Below are 20,170 nucleotides of genomic sequence, written 5' to 3'. Positions count from 1 at the left end.
GCGTGGATGCGCAAGAGTCGGCCTCCTTTTAGTTGTTCTCAGCGAGAAAATAAGGGTGGACACTTTTGTATACCATCCCTTAAAATGGGAATTGTTAGTGGAGTTGAAAATATATCCAATTGGCATTATTGATAGGCATGTACAGAAGGAGACAACAGCGATGAGTTATTCTGATAAGCCTGGTTTTTTTGAGTTTTTGAGCGAGGTGCCGTTGTTTTTTAAAATTTTTGGCGGAATTCTGATTACCCTAGTCGTTGGTGTGTTTGTGTATGTGATCATAAAAGGCTTGACGAGCTGGATGTCAAATAATGCCGCAGAGCTCGTTACGCAAAGCTGTAAAGTGATGGACAAGAGAACCGAAGTATGGGGCGGGTCAGGCGACTCTAGCGCCAATACAGATTATTATATTACCTTTGAATTTGCAGATCACTCCCGCAGGGAAATTCCTGTGAACCCGAATCAGTATGGCCTGATCATCGTAGGAGACCAAGGTGAGTTGACGTATCAGGGGACAAGATTTAAGGAATTCAAGCGAATTGTTTATTGATAAAAATACTGCTTAACCGTTCCTTTCCCGTTCATGACTTCAACCTCGGCATAAGCGCCGTTAATGAATGTCATTTGCGGGGGGACATGCCCACAGTCAATTTCATAAATGATCGGTATTTGAAGCTCTTCTGCAAGCTCAGAATACCACAATACAGAATCGCCCTTGATCAAAATCGATCTGCTCGAGTATTTCAATTAACAATTCTCCGCCCCAAGGCGGAATAATATCGATATAATCCTCGCACATCATCCGATTGCACTCATTTGCACGAATTGGGGCAGGTGAAGACTTGGCTTTTTTTGGTCCACACGGTTTTCCCGCAAACAACGCTATATCCATCACTATTTTAATAGGAGTGTGAATGCTGTTGAGTTCAAAGATGATTATGAAGGAATTCTCATTATTTTTTAATAATTGGGTGCAAACGCCCAATCTTGCTAGTTTTTCTCTCTCAGAGGAATAATTTAGGTAAGCTCATAGCTGATATATTTGTTACAACCAAACAATATTGGAGGTAACAAATCTATGAAGCTCAACCAACTCAGCAAGAAGGTCTTCATCCTAGGATTGAGTGCTACAATTGGTTTTACAGCATTAGGCCTCGGAGCAATCCCTTTCACGTCTACCGTTTCAGCAGCGACAGCCTATGAAACAAAAGTCGTCAGCGGCGTTAATCTTAGATCGCAGCCAAGTACAGGCGCAAGCGAGCTTCTTTTCCTATCCAAAGGTGAGAGCGTTCACGTCATCTCGAAGGTCAATAGCTATTGGCTGAAGGTTGAAACGAAAACAGGTCAAACTGGATACATATCTGCAAATAAAAAGTATACGAATTATACAGGCAGCGGCAATCAGGTCAGTACAGGATCTGGCGGCAGTCAGCCTGGCGGTACTCAACCCGGCACAGGGACTGAGGTAAGCACGAGCTCTAATGCGGATAAAGTAATTAGTCTGGCTCAAAGCTATAGCGGCCGCATAAGCTACGGCTTCGGCAAAAGAGATACCAATCGTCTGATTTTCGATTGCTCATCCTTTACGCAATTCATTTTCCGTCAAGTAGGCGTTGAGCTGAAATGGGGAACCAAGGATCAGAAATCACAAGGCTCGGCGGTAAGCAAAAACAATCTTCGCAAAGGCGACCTTATTTTCTTTGATACGATTGGCAGCAACAATGGCGTTATTAATCATGTCGGTATCTATATGGGCGGCGATAAATTCATTCATAACACACCGTCTAGCAATGGAATCTCGATTAATAGCTTGAGCACTGGATGGTGGGCTACGAAGTACGTTAGCTCCCGCAGAGTTTTATAAGATTGGCTAGTTTCGACGAACATCTTTTTCTTCCTGAACGCTAATGGAGCGGTAATGTGTATTGCAGTCACCTCGCAACTTATGACTTGCATTTTTGTCAAATGTCATAGGAGAGGAGAGTGAGAGCATTGAGACATTACTTGGCAAGATGTAGAAGGGAAGACGATGGATACCCTTAGAAATAATAATGTTGAATTGGTTAATTACATTGTTGAAGATTCCCAAGTCTACAATGAACTTAAAGTAGGTGATGCAGTGAACGTAACACCAAAGACAAATGACAATGGTGAGTATGTTTTAATGCAATCAAATCCCGTTCAAATTGTAGCTGACAAGATAGAAAAAGAACGGGAGTAAATACGAGAGATAAACTATTCATTTGGTCAATAATCAACTTTAAGATTTAACACAGCCATAAGATTAGACTCTATTAAATGAATCTTACGCAAAGCGTTACAATTTATTTATTTTTCTCGGCGCAAAAAGATTGACAGCGATTTCATGCTTTGTATATGATCTTGTCGTCCGGATTGAGTATTTACAAAAACAATGATGAATGATGCTGGCAAATCTTATTTTTCACTTATCTCCAAGCTCGCCGAAAAAACAAATAAAGGAGGGTAAATGAATGGATACATTACAAGAACCTCTTAAGATGGAGGAGTGCGGCGTGATCAGCTTCCTTGAAACGGTGGATACAAATACCGGAGCACGCAGCGTTCTTGCTGAGTTCGACGGTTTGATCGAGGCGCCGAACTGGACCAAAGACGGCAAACGTCTCATTTATAACAGCGGGGGACTTCTCTACTCCTTTGACCTCGCATCCCGGGAAAGCATCGTGATCAACTCGGGGTATGCAAACCGATGCAACAATGACCATGTGCTGTCTCCTGACAATACACATATCGCGGTCAGCCATCATACGCAGGAGGATGGTCAGTCACGCATTTATGTATTCCCGCTTGCAGGAGGGGGTCAACCGACCTTGATTACGGCGATGGCGCCCAGCTATCTTCATGGATGGTCTCCGGATAGCGGTACATTGTCCTATTGTGCTGAGCGGAACGGACAATATAACATTTACACCATACCAGCTAACGGCGGGATCGAGAAGCAGTTAACCGATTCGCCGGGACTGGACGACGGGTCGGAATACTCGCCGGACGGCCGGCATATTTGGTTCAACTCGACGAGAACGGGTATGATGCAGGTATGGCGGATGAACGCTGATGGCAGTGAGCAGACACAAATGACATTCGAAGAGAGCAATAGCTGGTTTCCGCATGTGTCTCCGGATGGTGAATCTGTTGCTTTTCTCGCCTATCAGAAGGGGGATGTCGCTCCAGACGACCATCCTGCGAACAAGAATGTTGAAATTCGTTTGATGGCAAGCAAAGGCGGCGAATATCGAACCTTGGTTGAGTTGTTCGGGGGCCAAGGCACGATCAACGTCAATTCCTGGTCGCCCGACAGCCGTCAGTTGGCTTTTGTAAGCTATCAGTTGAAGAACTAGAACGGAAAAACAGAATAAGTTGGCTTTGAGGGGGTGGCTTGCAGCGATTAGACGAACAGCATTTCGATTTTTATAGGCTCTGGCGATTATTAGCGAGAACTATAAAAATAGAATGTGAGGAAACAACATGATATATGAATTGCTATCGACCGAAGGTTATACCACGGAGGACTTCCGGAAGGATTCGATTGTGATCGCTAAGAAGGTCGGCTTCAAGCAGCTTCCCAATTATCCGGTATATCATCTTGCTTTTAACGATCTGATATAAAAATGAAAGACCAGCATTTATCGACGGATAAGTGACTGGTCTTTTTTCTGTACGATAAATAGGATAATGGTTCGTTTATGCAGACTGAATGATTATATGGAATAGTCTTTTTTTGATCCTTGCTAGCTCCCCCGCAGCGCCGAAGGCGACATTCTTTTGTGCTTCTTGAATGTCCGGCTGAAGTAATAGATGTCATTGAAGCCCGTCGCTGCAGCGATCTCAGAGACGGTCAGCGGACTATGGCGCAGCAAGTAGTCGGCTTTGTTCAAGCGAGTCATCGTGATGTATTCGGTGACGGTGTGTCCGCTGAGCTCCTTAAACAAGCGACTAAAGTGGAATCGGCTTAAGCCCGCCAAGCCTGCAAGCAGGTCGACCGACAATTCCTCCTTGTAGCCTTTCTCGATGTATTGAAAGACGGGCGCGAAGCGCTCGATATTTTTCATGCGTTCCGCGTATTCGTCCTGGGTCAGGACCATGTTCACGTGTCCGCGAAGCAGCAGCGTCAGCAGTCGATAAAGCTCGGACTTAATGGCAAGCTCATAACCAAACTCCCTAAGCTCCAGCTCCTTCACGATGGCAAGCATGCAGGCTTCGGCCTCACGATCTCCGCTAATATAGTTGCGAAGCAGGAGTCGGTTCTGCGTAATGGGCGTAATGAACTTCGTTTCCGCCGCGTCCACGGAATGGCTGTGCAGCAGCGAAATATCAGCAATAAGCGCATAGTAGAACAAATGCTCAGACCGGCTGATACCGTAATGAAGCTCATTGCTGTTTACGACGATAAGATCGCCTGCTGAAGCCGTAATCGTGGTGGAGCTGCATTCAATGGAAGCCTCTCCAGATACGATATACAAAAACTCAAGATGCTCATGCCAGTGGTGGGGGAAGATGACGACGCCCTGTTGATTGAAGTTTATGCGATGCAGCTTGATCGGAAAATGAGGATCGGGCATGTCCATCGGTTCGCGCAGCGATTCGAATTTTTCCATCCGGTTTGATACTCTCCTTCAGATAGCACAAATGTACAAACAAACCGCACACCTTTGCATGGAGTTGCGCTTTGAAACCATTATAATACGAAAGTATAGGCATGCAAAACCTTACCTGAATAAAGGAGAGATTAGCATAATGAAACCGGTACAAATTGCGGTTATTGGAACAGGCTCTATCTCGTCATATCATTTAGATTCTTATAAGAAAAATCCAAATGCAAACGTTTACGCGGTGTGCGATTTGAACGAAGAGCGCGCCAAGAAGGCAGCCGAGAAATACGGCGCGACCAAAGTATATACGGACTACCGCGAGCTTCTCGCCGATCCGGTCATTGAAGCGGTTAGTATTTGTACCTGGAATAACACGCATGCGGAAATCAGCATTGCAGCGCTTGAAGCAGGCAAGCATGTGCTGGTCGAGAAGCCGCTTTGCCGCACGGTAGAGGATGCTCTTCTCGTCCAAGAGGCAGTCCAAAAATCGGGCAAGCTGCTGCAGGTCGGCTTCGTACGCCGCTATGATACAAATGCGCAGCTGCTTCGTTCGATGGCAGACAGAGGGGAGTTCGGCGAGATCTATTATGCGAAAGCATCAACGATAAGACGTCTCGGCAATCCAGGCGGATGGTTCTCGGACATCGAACGCTCCGGCGGCGGACCGCTTATCGATATCGGCGTTCATGTCATCGACCTGTGCTGGTACATGATGGGACGTCCGAAGCCGATTTCCGTTAGCGCAAATACGTATCGCAAGCTTGGCAACCGTTCGAATGTTCAAAATCTGTCCTTCTATAAAGCAGCCGACTACGATGCGAGCAAAAATACAGTCGAGGATATGGCCAACGCGCTTATCCGCTTCGAGAACGGCGCTTCGCTGCTCGTAGATGTCAGCTTTACGCTGCATGCGAAATCGGATGAGGGGACGGTTAAGCTGTTCGGCGAGAAGGGCGGCTTTGAAATCGATCCGGAGACGGTGATTGTGATGGAGCAGAACGATACGATCCTTAACGTGTATCCGCAAACCGATCATAAAGGCTTCGATTTCATCGGCGCATTCCAAAATGAAATCAATCATTTTATCGACTGCGTATCCAGCGGCAAGCAACCGCTCAGCCCTGTCGAGGACGGTGTGGAAATAATGAAAATATTAGTCGGCATCTATGAGTCGGCGGCAAAAGGAGCTGAAGTTCGTCTATGAAGCTCGGAATAAGTTCATACAGCTTGTACAAAGCGCTACATGCCGGAGAAATGACGATTCAGGAAGTAATTATCTACATCGGATCCATCGGCGGTGAGCATGTGGAAATCGTGCCGCTCGGCTTTAATCTTACAGATAATCCTGAGCTAATTGAGAGCATCAAGAAGCAGGCGCAGGAGAGCGGGGTAGAGCTGTCCAATTATGCGGTTGGCGGGAACTTCTCTGACCTGAACGACGAGCAATTCGAGCATGAAATCGAGCGGTTGAAGGGCGAGGTGGATATTGCGGCTGCGCTTGGCGTGAAGAAGATGCGCCATGACGTCGCGTCCTCGAAGGACTTGTCGATTACGCATTTCCTCTCCGAGCTGCCAAGATTGGCGAAGGCTTGCCAGATTATCGCAGACTACGCGGCGCAATTTGATATAACGACCAGCGTAGAAAATCACGGCTACTATATCCAGCACAGCGACCGGGTTAAGGCGCTTGTCAGCACAGTAGACCGACCAAACTTCAGAACGACGCTCGACGTCGGAAACTTCCTGTGCGCAGACGAGAATCCGGTCGTTGCCGTGGCAAATAATATCAGCATGGCCTCCATGGTGCATGTGAAGGATTTCTATTATCGGCCTGCGACGAATTATCCTGGCGAGGGATGGTTTGGGTCTGCAGGCGGCAACTGGCTGCGCGGTTCCATCGTCGGTCACGGCGACATCGCGATGCGTGAGGTGCTGCGCAAGGTGAAGGAAAGCGGTTATGATGACTATATTTCCATTGAATTCGAAGGCATGGAAGAATGCCGGAAGGGTACAAAGCTTGGCTTTGATTATGTGAAGCGGGTATGGAACGAACAATAACCGAAGGAGTGTGGAGAATATGACAAGGCCAATAATTACGAATAAAATCGGCGTTATCGTGGACAGCTTTCAAGTGGGAATCAAGGAGGGTTTACTGAAAGCGAAGCAGATCGGCGCAGACGGCGTGCAAATGTATGCGGTGCAAGGCGAGCTTGATCCTGCAAATCTATCGACAGCCGCCCGTAAGGAATGGAAAGCGTACATCGAGTCGCTGGGTCTCGACATCTCCGCTCTTGTAGGTGATTTGGGCGGTCATGGCTTCCAGGATCCCTCGGAAATCCGTGCGAAGATCGACAAGTCGAAGCGAATTATGGAGCTTGGCATGGAGCTTGGAACGAATATCATTACGACGCATATCGGCATCGTACCTAACGATAGAAACAGCCGCGTATACGAGACGATGCATACGGCATGCGTGGAGCTGGCTCGTTTTGCGAACGAGATGAATGCCTACTTCGCGATTGAGACTGGTCCTGAAACTTCTGCGGATCTGAAATCTTTTCTTGACGAGCTTGGCACGAAGGGCGTCGCGGTTAATTTCGATCCAGCCAATATGGTTATGGTAACGGGCGACGATCCGGTTCAAGGCGTATATACGTTGAAGGACTATATCGTTCATACGCATGCGAAGGACGGCGTGAAGCTGGGTCACATCGATCCGCGGGACGTGTACGGGGATTTCGGCTACGAGGTATCGCTTGATCACGAGAATATCGCGGTTATGGCAGAGTCCGGCTCCGCATTTCGTGAGGTTCCGCTCGGCGAAGGCGGCGTCGATTGGCCGGCTTACCTGCGTGCTCTTCAGGAAATCGGGTATAATGGCTACTTGACGATCGAACGCGAGGTTGGCACAGATCCAGAAGGAGACATTAGCAAAGCCGTACAGTTTTTAAAGAGTTATCGAGCGTAGTCCCAATAATAGAGCTTACAAAAAGAAGACGAGGGAGTGTCTCATTCCCTTTGTCTTTTTTTGCATTTCCATCGCTCAGCGGGAGATTGAAGAGAGGGCTGACAGAGAGTCCCTTTGCTAATTAATCGCAAGGATATTCATTCATGGCGAGCTGCGACCGATAAATATATTGCGTAAATATCGTGAAATCATGCAAAATATTCAAAGGAAAAGTTTGGTTACATCGAAAGGGGTCATTGGGTTGAATCGTTTATTAACGAGAATGGTTTTGTTTTTCTCAATTCTTATTTTGCTCGCCGGGGCGGTTCTTGGCATTACGATTTACCGGTCGTCTATGGCGCTGGTTGAATCCTCCTTAGGGGCACAGGCCCAGCTTGTGGCAGAAAACGCCTTGAGGCTGATTGACATGGAAGCGTATTCGGAGCTTAACGTGGAAGCAGGAGAGAGCGAGTACTACCACAAGCTGCGCGCGGAGCTTAACGAGCTTCGGGAGATGAATGGATTAAAATATTTATACACGCTTGCTAAAACGAACAAGGATGGAAAAGATGTATACTACTATGTCGTCGATGGCGCGCCGCAGGATGCTGCTGCGGATGACTTTTCCGCATTAGGCGATCCCGAAGAGAATGCATATCCGGGCATGATTCAAGCTTTTGCCGACGGCCAGACGCATATCGGGGAATTATCGAATGATCCCGAGTATGGTGCAATGATCACAGCCTACGTCCCGCTCATTAACAAGGATGGACAGCTGCTTGGCATTATGGGCGCAGATTTTGATGCCACGAGTATTTATAATCTGATGGAGGATAACCGAAATGCAGCCATCTATGTTGCGATAGGAATCATCGCGGTAGGCATTGTTCTCGTATTTTTGCTTGCAAGCTATTTAACCAGGCCGCTTAAGCAGTTGACCATGCAGGTAGCCAAGGTGAGAGAGGGGGATATGACCGTAATGATTTCGATAAACCGAAAGGACGAGATCGGGCAATTGGCTAATACGTTTCAACAATTAGTTTCCAATAACCGCACGTTTATCAAAAGCATGATAAACAGCTCGGAGAGATTGCTCCATGCGTCGGAGGGGATGTCGAGCCATGCGCGCAGTACAACTGAAGCAAGCCGCCTGATCGCAGCAAGCATTCAGGATGCCTCGGGCGGTGCGCATACTCAGGTGCTGCGCGCCGCTGATATGACGAAGGCGGTTGAGGGAATGACGCAAAGCATGCTGCGTATTACGGAGTCGGCGTCGATCGTGGCTGACGTCGCTCAGTATACGATGGAGCAAACGGAGCGCGGCAACACATTGATCGTCCAAGCGATGAACGAGATGGAGACGGTCCATGATACCGCCGCGCAAATGCTGCAGTCGACGAAGCATTTGGAGAGCCGCTCCGGTGAGATCGGCGAAATTACGAATGTAATGGCCGGTATTGCGCAGCAAACGAATTTGCTGGCGCTCAACGCGGCCATTGAAGCCTCGCATGCAGGCGAGCATGGCAGAGGCTTTGCTATCGTAGCGGAAGAGGTCCGAAAGCTGGCAACGCAATCGCAGGCGTCCGCCACCCTCATCGCTGAATTAATAGAAGCCATTCTAGAGCAAACCTCGCAGTTGTCGGTCGGCATGGAAGCAAATACGGAGAAGGTTCAGTCGGGGCTGCATCTCGTGAAGGATGCGGGGGCCTCATTCCATTCCATACTAACGGGACTTGAGAAGGTTAACGTCCAGCTTCATGAGGTATACGCTGCATCGGAGCAGGTATCCGCCGAATCCGAGGAGGTGGGTGCATCGGTCGAAGAGATGGAACAAATCTCCCGCCAGGCCGCGCAGCATTTTAAAGAAATCGCAATGAACGCTGAAGCGCAAATCGAATCGATGGACGAGGTCAGCGCCTCTGCGGAATCCATGCGGACAATGTCTGACGAGTTAACGGCGCTGAATAAACGATTCGTCGTTTAGCAAAGCAAAATTCACAAATTTTATACGGTAATTCGGTGTAAAGGTATAGGAATAAGGTGGACTTAAAGTTATAATGATTTTTAGGTATAATGACAATAGAGGATGGGGCGAGAAATTAGTTCTCTATCTATCCAAAAAAACGATTAAGGAGTACTCGAAATGACTAAAACGCTTATTTTCGGGCACAAAAACCCGGATACTGACACAATCACATCGGCTATCGCATACGCAGAGCTAAAAACAAAGCTGGGCGCAGATGTAGAAGCGATTCGCCTTGGCGATATTAACGGCGAAACGCAATATGCGCTGGACTATTTCGGCGTGGCTGCGCCGCGTCTTATCGAGAATGTGGCTGACGAGACAGATACAGTGATTCTGGTTGATCACAACGAGCGTCAGCAAAGCGCGAACGACATCGATCGCGTGCGCGTGCTTGAGGTTATTGACCACCACCGTATCGCTAACTTCGAGACAAGCCAGCCGCTATACTTCCGCGCTGAGCCTGTTGGCTGCACTGCAACGATTTTGAATAAATTGTACAAAGAGAACGGCGTAGAAATCCGCAAGGAAATCGCAGGCCTTATGCTGTCCGCGATTATTTCCGACTCCCTGCTGTTCAAATCGCCAACTTGCACGGAGCAGGACGTAGCTGCAGCTCGCGAGCTTGCTGCTATCGCAGGCGTAGACGCTGACAGCTATGGATTGGACATGCTGAAGGCTGGCGCTGATCTTAGCGACAAAACGATCGCGCAATTGATCTCCCTTGACGCGAAGGAATTCGCAATGGGCAGCTACAAAGTAGAAATCGCGCAAGTAAACGCGGTTGACGTAAACGATGTGCTTTCCCGTCAAGCGGAGCTGGAAACGGCTCTTAACGACATCATCGCGACAAAAGGTCTTGACCTGTTCGTGCTTGTCGTGACGGATATCCTGAACAATGATTCCGTTGCGCTTGCGCTGGGCGCTCAAGCTCAAGCGGTTGAGAAGGCCTACAACGTAACCCTGGTCGATAACAAAGCGGTATTAAAGGGCGTAGTATCCCGCAAATCGCAAATCGTACCTGTACTAACTGAAACGCTGAGCAAGTAGGACGGACACGTTCATAAGCAGCAGTCTGAAGCTTGATCCTCGAGCTTCAGACTGCTTTTGTTTTGTAAAATTTAATATGAGGAGGCGGATGACATGTTTACGATTACAGCATACAGCGTGGAGCTCATGAAGGACCCGTTTAACATTTTGACGGGTACGAGGTATGAATATATTCTCGATCTAGAGGTGCCGGAGGATGACGAGCTGTACCACGAGGATGGCGTATCGCTTCGCGTGGTCTATGTCATCGAAGAAGAAAACGAACGTATCGCCAAGTATGAGTTTTTAACGACCACATCGAACAAGTACCTTGATTTTGTGCTGGAAGAGGAAGAGGAAAAGCTGGTGCTGGCGTTCTGCAAGGAGCATATTCAGGAGTCGGGCACGGCCAATTAATAAGTTGTTTAACAGTCTATTCAAGGGGCTGTTCCGAAGGTAGGAAACGACCTAAGGGACGGCCCTTTAGCGTTTGTAAACGACGTGTTAGTCCCCATTCTCGCACATTCCCCAAATTTGAGCCAATCCTCCCACTCATCGCCATGCCAGGCTTGCTCCAATCTGATAAGCCCCGCGCCTTCCTGTTATTTACAAACCTTCGACCGCATAACATACATTAACGGCTATTTTTTGCAAAGCGTTCAGAAAGGAGCAGGTGATGAACAGGGCACAGAAGGATATAGAGCTAGCGGAGCGGTACGGCGCCCATAATTATCATCCCCTGCCGATTGTGATCAGCGCTGCAGAGGGCGTGTGGGTGCAGGACTCGGAAGGCAAACGCTACATGGATATGCTGAGCGCGTATTCGGCGTTAAATCATGGGCATCGTCATCCACGGATTATTGAAGCATTGAAGAAGCAAGCAGATAGGGTAACGATTACTTCAAGAGCCTTTCATAATGAGGTGCTGGGCGCCTTCTGCGAGAAGCTTGCCGTCTATACGGGCAAAGAACGGATTCTTCCAATGAATACGGGGGCGGAGGCCGTCGAGACGGCGATCAAGGCGGTGCGTCGCTGGGGCTATAAGGTTAAGCATATTCCTGATGAGCAGGCAGAAATCATCGTCTTCGAGGGCAACTTTCACGGTCGAACGCTGACAGTAACCTCGTTATCGTCGACAGAGAGCTATCGACAAGGCTTCGGGCCGTTCACGCCGGGCTTTCGCATCATTCCTTATGGTGATCTTGAGGCGCTGCAAGCAGCCATTAACCCGAATACAGCCGCTGTGCTGATCGAGCCGATTCAAGGTGAAGCGGGTATACGCATTCCGCCGGCAGGCTTCCTCGCCGCAGCCGCCAAGCTGTGCGCGGAGCAGCAGGTGCTGCTCATCGCCGATGAGATTCAGACGGGCTTCGGACGAACGGGACGCAGGTTCGCGTGCGATTGGGAGCAAGTCATTCCCGATGTGTATATTATGGGCAAAGCGCTTGGCGGCGGCGTCATGCCGATATCGGCTATTGCCGCCGATTCGTCGATCATGGACGTATTCGTTCCCGGTTCCCACGGCTCTACTTTCGGAGGTAATCCGTTAAGCTGCGCGGCAGCGATTGCGGCGCTTGAGGTGACCGAGCAGGAGCAGCTTGCTGAGCGTTCAAGCCGGCTTGGAGATTATTTCAGGAATAAGCTTGCAGCGCTTAGTCATCCGCATATTATTGAAATCAGAGGACGAGGATTATTTATTGCGATAGAGCTTTCTGTGCGTGCTCGGCCTTATTGCGAGAGGCTGATGGACCAAGGCTTATTGTGCAAGGAGACGCATGAATATGTGATTCGCTTAGCGCCTCCGCTAATCATTACGGAAGCTGAGCTGGACTTCGCTTTCGATCGCATACAAGCCGTTTTCTCGAGCAGCGCCGAGACAGGAGGCTGACTGAAATGATCAAACAGAGCGTTGCGATTGTTTGCGTGCCATTCGGCCTGGGAGCGGGGAATACTGGCGCGGAGCAAGGTCCGGAGCATATTATCCAAGCCGGGAAGCTTGTTCATAAGCTGAAGGAGCTGAATATATCCTATCGCTTTGCGCAGGAGGTAACCCCTTCTCAGCAGACCGCGCCTATTCAAACCACGAGTGTCAAGCACCTGGCAGAGGTGCAAGCGGTATGCGGGCAGCTTGCGGAGCGTGTATCGGGCGTCGTTGCGTGCAACGAATTCCCGCTTGTGCTCGGCGGCGATCACAGTATCGCTATTGGAACGATTGCAGGCCTGTCGGAGCATTTCAGCAGACTAGGCGTCATTTGGTTCGATGCGCACTCGGATCTTAACACAGAGACGACGAGCCCTTCGGGCAATATTCACGGGATGTCGTTAGGCATTAGTCTTGGGCGGGGAATTCCGCTTTTAACGAAGCTAAGGGGCATGTCTCCGAAAATAAAGCCAGAGCATGTTGTGATCATCGGAGCCAGGTCGCTCGATCCCGGCGAGAAGGCCTATATCCGTTCGCTTGGCATAGCCTGCTATACGATGCATGATATCGATAGGCTCGGTATTGCAAAGGTTATGGATAAAGTCATTCAGCAGTTGCGGCAGACGACTGACGGCGTACATGTCAGCTTTGATATTGACAGCGTTGACCCGCTGGAAGCGCCGGGCACGGGAACGCCAGTTAGAGGCGGCCTGAGCTTTAGGGAAGCAAGCCTTGCAATTGAAATGCTTTATCAATCGGGGATTGTCACCTCGGCGGAGCTTGTTGAAGTGAATCCAAGCCTTGACAGCAACGACCTGACGGCTAAGCTCGCTGTCGAGCTGATCGGCTCGCTGCTTGGCGAGCAGATTCTTTGAACACCAGCAGGCTGAATATGAATGTGCAGGAGGGATACGCCGATGCGGGAACCATTTCAAAACGAGCCATTCACCGATTTTTCGTTAACGGATCATATGAACGATTTTCAAGAGGCGCTCCAAAAGGTGGAGACGGAGCTGGGCCGCGAATATATGCTGAAAATTGGTCCAAATCGGATCGAAACGATAACGAAGCGCAAGTCGATTAATCCTTCTGACGTGAAGCAGCTGGTTGGCATTGTCTCACAGGCGGATACCGCGCTGGCGCATGAAGCCATTCTCGCAGCGGCAGCCGCCTTCGAGAACTGGAAGCGGGTGACGCCCTTCGCGCGAGCGAAGGTGCTCTACAAAGCTGCGGCGCTGCTGCGGCGGCGCAAGCATGAGTTCTCCGCATGGCTCGTCTATGAAGCGGGCAAAAGCTGGACCGAGGCAGATGGAGATACCGCCGAGGCGATCGATTTTCTCGAGTATTATGGACGGGAAATGGAAAGGCTGGCAGAGCGCCAGCCTCTCGTCGCCATGAACGGGGAGGACAATGAGCTTGTCTATATCCCCCTTGGCGTAGGTGTTGTTATTCCTCCTTGGAACTTTCCGCTTGCGATAATGGCGGGTATGACGATGGCGGCGATCGTAGCTGGCAATACGGTTGTTCTGAAGCCAGCCAGCGCGACGGCTGTCATCGCCGCCAAGTTTATCGAGCTGCTGGAGGATGCAGGTCTTCCTGATGGCGTCGTGAATTATTTGCCCGGAGCGGGCAGCGAGGTGGGAGATTTTCTCGTTGAGCATCCGATTACTCGGTTCGTCTGCTTTACCGGCTCGCGAGAGATAGGCTTGCGTATTATGGAGAAGGCGTCAATTACGCAGCAGGATCAGAAATGGATCAAACGGGTCATCGCCGAAATGGGCGGAAAGGATACGATTATCGTTGATGAAGATGCGGATCTTGATCTGGCGGCTGAGGCAATCACCGCTTCTGCCTTTGGCTACGCGGGTCAGAAATGCTCTGCCTGCTCGCGGGCAGTCGTTCATGAGCTTGTCTATGAAGAGGTGCTGGAGAAGGTCGTGAAGAGGACCCAGAGGCTAAAGCTCGGGAAGGCGCAGGAGCTAATGACCCATGTGGGTCCTGTTATTGACGAGAGGGCATATGTAAGTATTTTGAAATATATCGAGGTCGGGCGTACGGAGGGGATTATTGTCCATGGCGGTAAGACGGGGGGCAGCGGTGGTTATTTCATTGAACCGACAATTATTAAGGACGTGGCGCCTTCCGCGCGAATCGCACAGGAGGAAATATTCGGACCGGTGTTAGCCTTCATCAAGGCGGCTAACTTCGATGCGGCGCTGGATATTGCAAACAATACTGACTATGGCTTAACAGGCGCCGTCATCTCGCGCAACCGCAGCAGGCTGGAGCAGGCGCGCGAGCAATTCCACGTCGGCAACCTGTACTTCAACCGCAAGTGTACAGGCGCTTTAGTCGGTGTGCATCCGTTCGGAGGCTTCAATATGTCGGGAACGGATTCCAAGGCTGGAGGGAGGGACTATCTCCTGCTGTTCACGCAGGCGAAGGTGGTTTCTGAACGGTTCTGACAAAGAGCGGCGTGAAACCATCATTCCTGCTTTCGCACACGAATATTCCCCATTCTTCTCCACTCAAACCAATTAATCTGGAGGTGAGCTGAAATGAGCGCCTCCGTGATTGCTGCTTTGCTGGGGATTGGTTATACAAGCGGCAGATATCCATATTATTCCGCTGGACATCCATTTCTACGTTTAAGCCGTCCCGAGTAGGGGCGGCTTTTGCTTGTTTCATTCGATTTGAAAAATTTAATTATATGTTGATATCTATTAAATATTTCATGATCATAGTACAATTTAAATAATTAACTATTGGGCGTTGTAATAGATAAAAGTTGAAGGTTTACGTTATACAAATGGACGGTAGGGTGGCGGCGTTTGAGCATAATCAAAGACTTCTTGCTGCAGTTATCATTAGTCATTGTGCCTATTGGCATTTATCAAGCTTATTTGTTAGGCCATATTCGAATCAAAAAAAATGTCAATTTCTTTCTGGCCATACTTTGGGGAAGTGCAGTTTTACTATGTATGTCATTTCCAATTAGTTACGGAAACGGAATGCATCATGACTTCAGAATCGTTCCCTTGCTAATCGGTACTTTATATTGTGGTCAAAGAATGGGCATATTCTTATCCGTATTGATCATTCTATATCGTTTATATTTAGGCATGGATACAGGCTTTTATAGCACACTGCTCGTTATCCTCTGTGGTTTTTCTGTTATCCTTTATTTTCAGAAGACGTTCGTAAACGCGTCAAAGGATAAACGAATTAAAATTGCAGTGATGCTATCGGCATATTATTGTTTCGTGGGCGCTTCTTTAGTTGGGGTGTTAAGGGGGGTTACAACCGAGAGCTTAACCATTCAGTTTTTCCACTTCGGTTGTGCCGCGGGTCTGGCCTGGCTGATGACTGCTTTAAATGAGAACATGGCAGAGATCCATACGATGCGTAAAGAACTTCAAAATGCTGAAAGGCTACGACTGATTGGAGACTTAACAGGCGTGTTTGCCCATGAAATCCGTAATCCGATGCAGGTAGCGCGGGGCTTTCTACAACTGCTCGATACGCCCGATCTGTCTGATAAGAAGAAGCAGTACATTAAGCTGTCTATTGAAGAATTGGATCAAGCGAACGATATCATTCACAATTTCTTGTCTTTGGGAAAGCCACCCTCGGATATTAGTGAAGACTTGGACGTTGGCAATCAACTAAAACGAGCTGTGACTCTCATACAAAACTATGCTCTAAGCAAAAATGTCTCCATTCAAGCCAACATCGGAAGTGACTGTTTGATTTACGGGAATCCCCAAAGAATGAACCAGTTCATGATTAATATCATGAAGAACGCAATTGAATCCATGCCTGTTGGCGGGACGATTTGGGCCTCATGTATAGTCGCGGATGATTCACATGTGGAAATTCGAATGAAAGATGAGGGAATTGGGATGTCGAAAGAGGAGGTGGAGCGACTAGGCTCTCCCTATTATTCCTTGAAGGAAAGCGGCACTGGATTAGGCATGATGGTTTGCTTCCAAATTATCAGATCATTCGGAGGAAAACTGGATGTGATCAGTGAACAAAATGTTGGAACAGAGATCATAGCGAGGATTCCAAAAGCATAATGTTACTTCTTACCCGTACTCCGAATATCAGAGCCAAAAAAGAGGCTGCCCCTCAAGTCGATTTATCTCTCAGGACACCCCTTTGGCTTGCGTATTGGCGTGATTAGCTTCGTCTTTTTCTAGCAAAAGACTGTACGACGTTCATTAATTTCTGACGCGCCGACTTGTTTTTCATCAAATAAGTGACACCCATTCCTAGGGCAGAAAACAGCATTTTCTTCGAATTTCTCATGTTAATTTCCTCCTCTGTAATTAAAATGTCATACTATAGCATACCCAGATTGAGCAGGAATGAAGCAGAAATTGCTCTAAAAAGCGAGCTATTCTTTTGACTTATCCAGATCAATCCGATAGGCGAAATAGGCAGATGCCTCAGACGATGATCGCAGCGAAAAAAAACGAGCAGGCGCTTCACTCCTGCTCGTTTTTGACGAGAATCTCTTTCTGCTGAACTATAAACGTATTTTAAAAGACTTCTTCACGAATGGATACAGCCACTTCACGCCGCTTGGGGTGAGCGTATCCGCAACAAGGTGTGACAGATAGCCCAGCATGGCAACGATGGTGATGCCTTCGATTTGAAGCTGCTGCTCCAGTCCCCACGCAATAGCCCCCCAGATCGGGATAGCCCAGAGCGTATGGGTCATTCCGCGATGATTCAGCCAGGGCACCCATGCGACAAATAGACCGAAGCCGATGAGCCAGTTCATTTGATAAGTATAGCCAACATACATGAAGGCAACCCCGACGATACTGACGAGTGCATTGCGAATGACGCCTTGCTTCATGACGAGACCGAGCAGGAGGGCTGCCGCGCCTGACCCAACGAGTATAGGGGACATCGATTGTCCGCTGAAAAAGTAATAAGCGATGACGCCCAAAAATAAGACGCTGACCCAAAGCGCGAGCTCTCGGATAAGCTTGGATAGCTTGCTCAGCTTGCTGCTCAGCATGCTTGTTCCGTCAAGATCGGCGCTAAGTGCAGAGAAGGCGGCAATTCCAATGTACAGCGCAGCATGCTCTAGCTCGAACGAATAATACATAGCAGAGGCTGCGCCAACTGCCGCCCCGATAGTTAAATGGGTCTTTCCTGTCATAAATCCTCCTGTGTCTGACCAAGTATGCGAATGAAGAGGAGCAGCCTGTTAGAGATGCTCTTGATTAACCTGTTCATTGCGAACCATCTGCTCCAGCTTCTTGACAAGACGGTCATGCGACGGGTCTTTTTTGCGAAAGCTGAATAGTCGTTTTTGATTTTGTTCCTTGAGTAATTGAAGCAGGTAGATCTTTTCTTTGAGCGTAAACATAATGGCTTTTAACCTCCCGAAAAAATGATGCCATTCTATTTTTATAATTATAGAGGAAAGTGCTTGGGCAAGGAAGGCGAACACTCCAATTGAACTTTGTTTCGCAGCACGAGCTTAGAGGCAGATACGTTCAAGTTCACCTCTTTAGCTAAAACATGCTATAATTTTGTTATTAAAAACGAAGTTGGTGGGATGACGTTGGATAATTCGGTGACTGCCGGCTGCGACGATACATGCGCGGGCTCGGAAGAAAATATAGATCATGTAAAAAGTAAGCTGATGAACGAGACAACCGCGTCGGAGCTGGCTGATTTGTTCAAGGCGCTCGGCGATCCTACGCGAGTGAAGATTATTCATGCGCTGGCGCAATCGGAGCTTTGTGTCCATGATTTAACGCAGGTGCTCGCGATGGGGCAGTCCGCCATATCCCATCAGCTGCGGACACTTCGGAATATGCGGATCGTCAAGCGCCGCAAGGTCGGAAAGACGGTGTTTTACTCGCTTGATGACGATCACGTAGAGCAGATTTTTATGCTGACGCTCCAGCATTTGAAGCATGAATAATGGAATGCAAAAGTGAAGGCTATCCGAAGCGGTCGATGACCGTAGGATAGCCTTTTTGATTTCAGCTCTTCGTCTTTCATTGATTCGAAATCACTCTCCCATCACATTCACAAAAAAACGCTTAGTAAAATTTATCTTGATTTTTAGTAAAATTTAAGTATAATTTTGCTTAGTAAGCGAAACCGCTTACATATATGCTTATTCTGAACAAACAAATCGAAAAAAGTTAGTAAACTTTTACTAAAGTCTCTTCGCATTTGCTTGCTTCAGACGGACTGTATTCCACAATTATAAAGGGGGAACTAGGAAATGTTGAAAGGTTCTAAACTGCTTAGCCTGCTGCTAATTATTTCAGTTGTGCTAGCTGCATGCGGCGGCAATAACACGAACGAAGGAACGACGAATAATGGAGGCTCCACTGACGAGAAGGTTCAGCTTACCGCATGGGCTTGGAACGTTAACGTCGGCGCGCTGAACAGTGCAATGGAATTGTACAAAAAAGATCATCCGAATGTAGAGCTTAAAGTAGAAGATATCGGACGTTTAGACGTTTATGACAAGCTTTCCACAGGACTTGCCGCTGGCGGCATAGGTCTTCCGGACATCGTGCTCGTAGAGGACGACCGTATCCAAGGCTACCTGGAAGCATTCCCGAAAGGCTTCATAAACCTGACAGAGAAAGGCTTCGACAGCAAAGCTGACGCATTCCCTGCGTTCAAGAAGGAGCTTGCTTCGAAGGACGGCCAATTTTATGCTTTCCCGTTTGATGCGGGCCCAACCGGCATGTTCTACCGCACCGATATTTTTGAGCAGGCTGGCGTGAACCCGGAGTCTATTACGACTTGGGATGAATTCATTGAAGCAGGCAAAACCATTAAGGAAAAAACAGGCGCGCAAGCATTGCCGATCGATAAATTCAAGGACGATGCTTTGTTCCGCATGATGCTTAACCAACAGGGCGTTTACTACTTCGATAAAGACGGCAACATCGACTTCAACAATCCGGCTGCTGTCAAAGCGATGGAAACGCTTAAAGCGATGGGCGATGCCGACCTCGTGAAGGACGTAAACGGCTGGGACGGCACCGTATCGGCGACAATTGATGGTTCAGTAGCAACGGTTCCTTTCGGAGCATGGTACTACGGCACCATTATTGACCAAGCGAAGGATACAAGCGGCAAATGGGGCGTGTTCCAGCTGCCGGCATTCGAGAAGGACGGCAACCGCGCAGCGAACCTTGGCGGCAGCAGCTGGATGATTCCATCCGCAACGGAAAACGTGGACGCTGCCTACGCGTTCGCAGAGTATTTCGCAACGTCGAATGAAGTACAGGAAATTGCGATGGATCAGCATGGCTTGTTCCCTTCACTGCAAACGGTATATGATTCCGAGCTGTTCCAAAGCGAGGTAGAGTTCTTCAACGGTCAGAAAATTTGGAAGCTGTTCAGTGAAGAGATGGCGAGCATCCCTACACCTTATTACACAAAGGATTATGCGTTGGCGTTGGATGAGGCGGTTAAAGCGCAAGCCAAAACGTTCATTGACGGTAATCCTGCCGATGCGCTTAAGGAATCGGCACAGCGACTTGCCGATCGTACGAAGCGTACAGTAAACAACGGTTAGATTTTAATGGATGAAACGTCGGGCGGGAGGTTTAGGCGATTCATGGCCTAAA

Annotated in this window: 21 protein-coding genes and 1 pseudogene; 17 read left to right on the top strand and 5 right to left on the bottom strand. The window is 48.6% G+C overall.

Annotation, left to right across the window (positions count from 1 at the left end):
• Nucleotides 1-160: 160 nt before the first annotated feature.
• Nucleotides 161-547 (top strand): DUF2500 domain-containing protein, encoded by a 387-nt coding sequence (locus tag ACO9K6_RS10675; RefSeq protein ID WP_424767545.1) that lies wholly within the window; start codon nt 161-163, stop codon nt 545-547.
• Here ACO9K6_RS10675 and ACO9K6_RS10670 read toward each other — a convergent pair.
• Nucleotides 541-693, bottom strand: a pseudogene (locus ACO9K6_RS10670) (LD-carboxypeptidase); the annotation flags it as partial. The gene ACO9K6_RS10675 and the pseudogene ACO9K6_RS10670 overlap by 7 nt on opposite strands.
• A gap of 382 nt (nt 694-1,075) precedes the next feature.
• Between ACO9K6_RS10670 and ACO9K6_RS10665 the strand changes: the two are divergent.
• From ACO9K6_RS10665 to ACO9K6_RS10650, 4 genes are all read left to right on the top strand, one after another.
• Entirely contained in the window at nt 1,076-1,861 is a 786-nt protein-coding gene (locus tag ACO9K6_RS10665; protein ID WP_424767544.1) for a C40 family peptidase, read from the top strand.
• Between the two features lie 165 nt (nt 1,862-2,026).
• Complete coding sequence (locus ACO9K6_RS10660) at nt 2,027-2,218, top strand: hypothetical protein (protein ID WP_424767543.1); 192 nt, start codon at nt 2,027-2,029, stop codon at nt 2,216-2,218.
• Between the two features lie 271 nt (nt 2,219-2,489).
• Nucleotides 2,490-3,374, top strand: coding sequence for a TolB family protein (locus tag ACO9K6_RS10655; protein ID WP_424767542.1), 885 nt, complete (start codon nt 2,490-2,492; stop codon nt 3,372-3,374).
• 127 nt (nt 3,375-3,501) lie between these two features.
• A complete protein-coding gene (locus ACO9K6_RS10650) occupies nt 3,502-3,642 on the top strand; it encodes a hypothetical protein (RefSeq protein WP_424767541.1) in 141 nt (46 codons plus the stop codon).
• Between the two features lie 122 nt (nt 3,643-3,764).
• Here the strand turns inward: ACO9K6_RS10650 and ACO9K6_RS10645 are convergent, their stop codons facing one another.
• The gene (locus ACO9K6_RS10645) at nt 3,765-4,631 is read right to left on the bottom strand and encodes a helix-turn-helix transcriptional regulator (protein WP_424767540.1); all 867 of its coding nucleotides are present in this window, start codon (nt 4,629-4,631) and stop codon (nt 3,765-3,767) included.
• Nucleotides 4,632-4,770: 139 nt separating this feature from the next.
• Between ACO9K6_RS10645 and ACO9K6_RS10640 the strand changes: the two genes are divergently transcribed.
• The 10 genes from ACO9K6_RS10640 (at nt 4,771) to ACO9K6_RS10595 (ending at nt 16,624) form a co-directional block, all read left to right on the top strand.
• The gene (locus ACO9K6_RS10640; protein WP_424767539.1) at nt 4,771-5,829 is read left to right on the top strand and encodes a Gfo/Idh/MocA family protein; all 1,059 of its coding nucleotides are present in this window, start codon (nt 4,771-4,773) and stop codon (nt 5,827-5,829) included.
• Nucleotides 5,826-6,683 (top strand): sugar phosphate isomerase/epimerase family protein, encoded by an 858-nt coding sequence (locus tag ACO9K6_RS10635; protein WP_424767538.1) that lies wholly within the window; start codon nt 5,826-5,828, stop codon nt 6,681-6,683. The genes ACO9K6_RS10640 and ACO9K6_RS10635 overlap by 4 nt, the downstream gene beginning before the upstream one ends.
• 19 nt (nt 6,684-6,702) lie before the next feature.
• Nucleotides 6,703-7,593, top strand: coding sequence for a sugar phosphate isomerase/epimerase family protein (locus ACO9K6_RS10630; RefSeq protein WP_424767537.1), 891 nt, complete (start codon nt 6,703-6,705; stop codon nt 7,591-7,593).
• A 241-nt stretch (nt 7,594-7,834) separates the two neighbouring features.
• Nucleotides 7,835-9,556, top strand: coding sequence for a methyl-accepting chemotaxis protein (locus tag ACO9K6_RS10625; protein ID WP_424767536.1), 1,722 nt, complete (start codon nt 7,835-7,837; stop codon nt 9,554-9,556).
• A 159-nt stretch (nt 9,557-9,715) separates the two neighbouring features.
• Nucleotides 9,716-10,645 carry a manganese-dependent inorganic pyrophosphatase gene (locus ACO9K6_RS10620; RefSeq protein ID WP_424767535.1) on the top strand — a complete coding sequence of 310 codons (930 nt, stop codon included), beginning with the start codon at nt 9,716-9,718 and terminating at the stop codon, nt 10,643-10,645.
• Nucleotides 10,646-10,738: 93 nt separating this feature from the next.
• On the top strand, nt 10,739-11,041 hold the full coding sequence (locus tag ACO9K6_RS10615; RefSeq protein ID WP_424767534.1) for a DUF6509 family protein: 303 nt from the start codon (nt 10,739-10,741) through the stop codon (nt 11,039-11,041).
• A 259-nt stretch (nt 11,042-11,300) separates the two neighbouring features.
• Nucleotides 11,301-12,512 carry an ornithine--oxo-acid transaminase gene (locus tag ACO9K6_RS10610; RefSeq protein WP_424767533.1) on the top strand — a complete coding sequence of 404 codons (1,212 nt, stop codon included), beginning with the start codon at nt 11,301-11,303 and terminating at the stop codon, nt 12,510-12,512.
• A 5-nt stretch (nt 12,513-12,517) separates the two neighbouring features.
• Nucleotides 12,518-13,420, top strand: coding sequence for an arginase (gene rocF, locus ACO9K6_RS10605; protein ID WP_424767532.1), 903 nt, complete (start codon nt 12,518-12,520; stop codon nt 13,418-13,420).
• Between the two features lie 42 nt (nt 13,421-13,462).
• Nucleotides 13,463-15,010: an L-glutamate gamma-semialdehyde dehydrogenase gene (pruA, locus tag ACO9K6_RS10600; RefSeq protein WP_424767531.1), complete on the top strand. Its 1,548-nt coding sequence runs from the start codon at nt 13,463-13,465 to the stop codon at nt 15,008-15,010.
• Nucleotides 15,011-15,376: 366 nt separating this feature from the next.
• Nucleotides 15,377-16,624: an ATP-binding protein gene (locus ACO9K6_RS10595; RefSeq protein ID WP_424767530.1), complete on the top strand. Its 1,248-nt coding sequence runs from the start codon at nt 15,377-15,379 to the stop codon at nt 16,622-16,624.
• 103 nt (nt 16,625-16,727) lie between these two features.
• Here the strand turns inward: ACO9K6_RS10595 and ACO9K6_RS10590 are convergent, their stop codons facing one another.
• The 3 genes from ACO9K6_RS10590 to ACO9K6_RS10580 form a co-directional block, all read right to left on the bottom strand.
• A complete protein-coding gene (locus ACO9K6_RS10590) occupies nt 16,728-16,856 on the bottom strand; it encodes a hypothetical protein (protein WP_424767529.1) in 129 nt (42 codons plus the stop codon).
• Between the two features lie 220 nt (nt 16,857-17,076).
• Nucleotides 17,077-17,721: a metal-dependent hydrolase gene (locus tag ACO9K6_RS10585; RefSeq protein ID WP_424767528.1), complete on the bottom strand. Its 645-nt coding sequence runs from the start codon at nt 17,719-17,721 to the stop codon at nt 17,077-17,079.
• Between the two features lie 48 nt (nt 17,722-17,769).
• On the bottom strand, nt 17,770-17,931 hold the full coding sequence (locus ACO9K6_RS10580; RefSeq protein WP_424767527.1) for a hypothetical protein: 162 nt from the start codon (nt 17,929-17,931) through the stop codon (nt 17,770-17,772).
• Nucleotides 17,932-18,123: 192 nt separating this feature from the next.
• On the opposite strand from ACO9K6_RS10580, the gene ACO9K6_RS10575 reads away from it, so the two are divergent.
• Complete coding sequence (locus ACO9K6_RS10575; RefSeq protein ID WP_424767526.1) at nt 18,124-18,495, top strand: ArsR/SmtB family transcription factor; 372 nt, start codon at nt 18,124-18,126, stop codon at nt 18,493-18,495.
• A 309-nt stretch (nt 18,496-18,804) separates the two neighbouring features.
• A complete protein-coding gene (locus ACO9K6_RS10570; RefSeq protein WP_424767525.1) occupies nt 18,805-20,118 on the top strand; it encodes an ABC transporter substrate-binding protein in 1,314 nt (437 codons plus the stop codon).
• The last annotated feature ends 52 nt before the right edge of the window (nt 20,119-20,170 follow it).

It is taken from the genome of Paenibacillus praedii (assembly GCF_049725345.1).
Classification (GTDB): domain Bacteria; phylum Bacillota; class Bacilli; order Paenibacillales; family Paenibacillaceae; genus Pristimantibacillus.
This window is presented reverse-complemented; position numbering and strand designations above follow the sequence as displayed.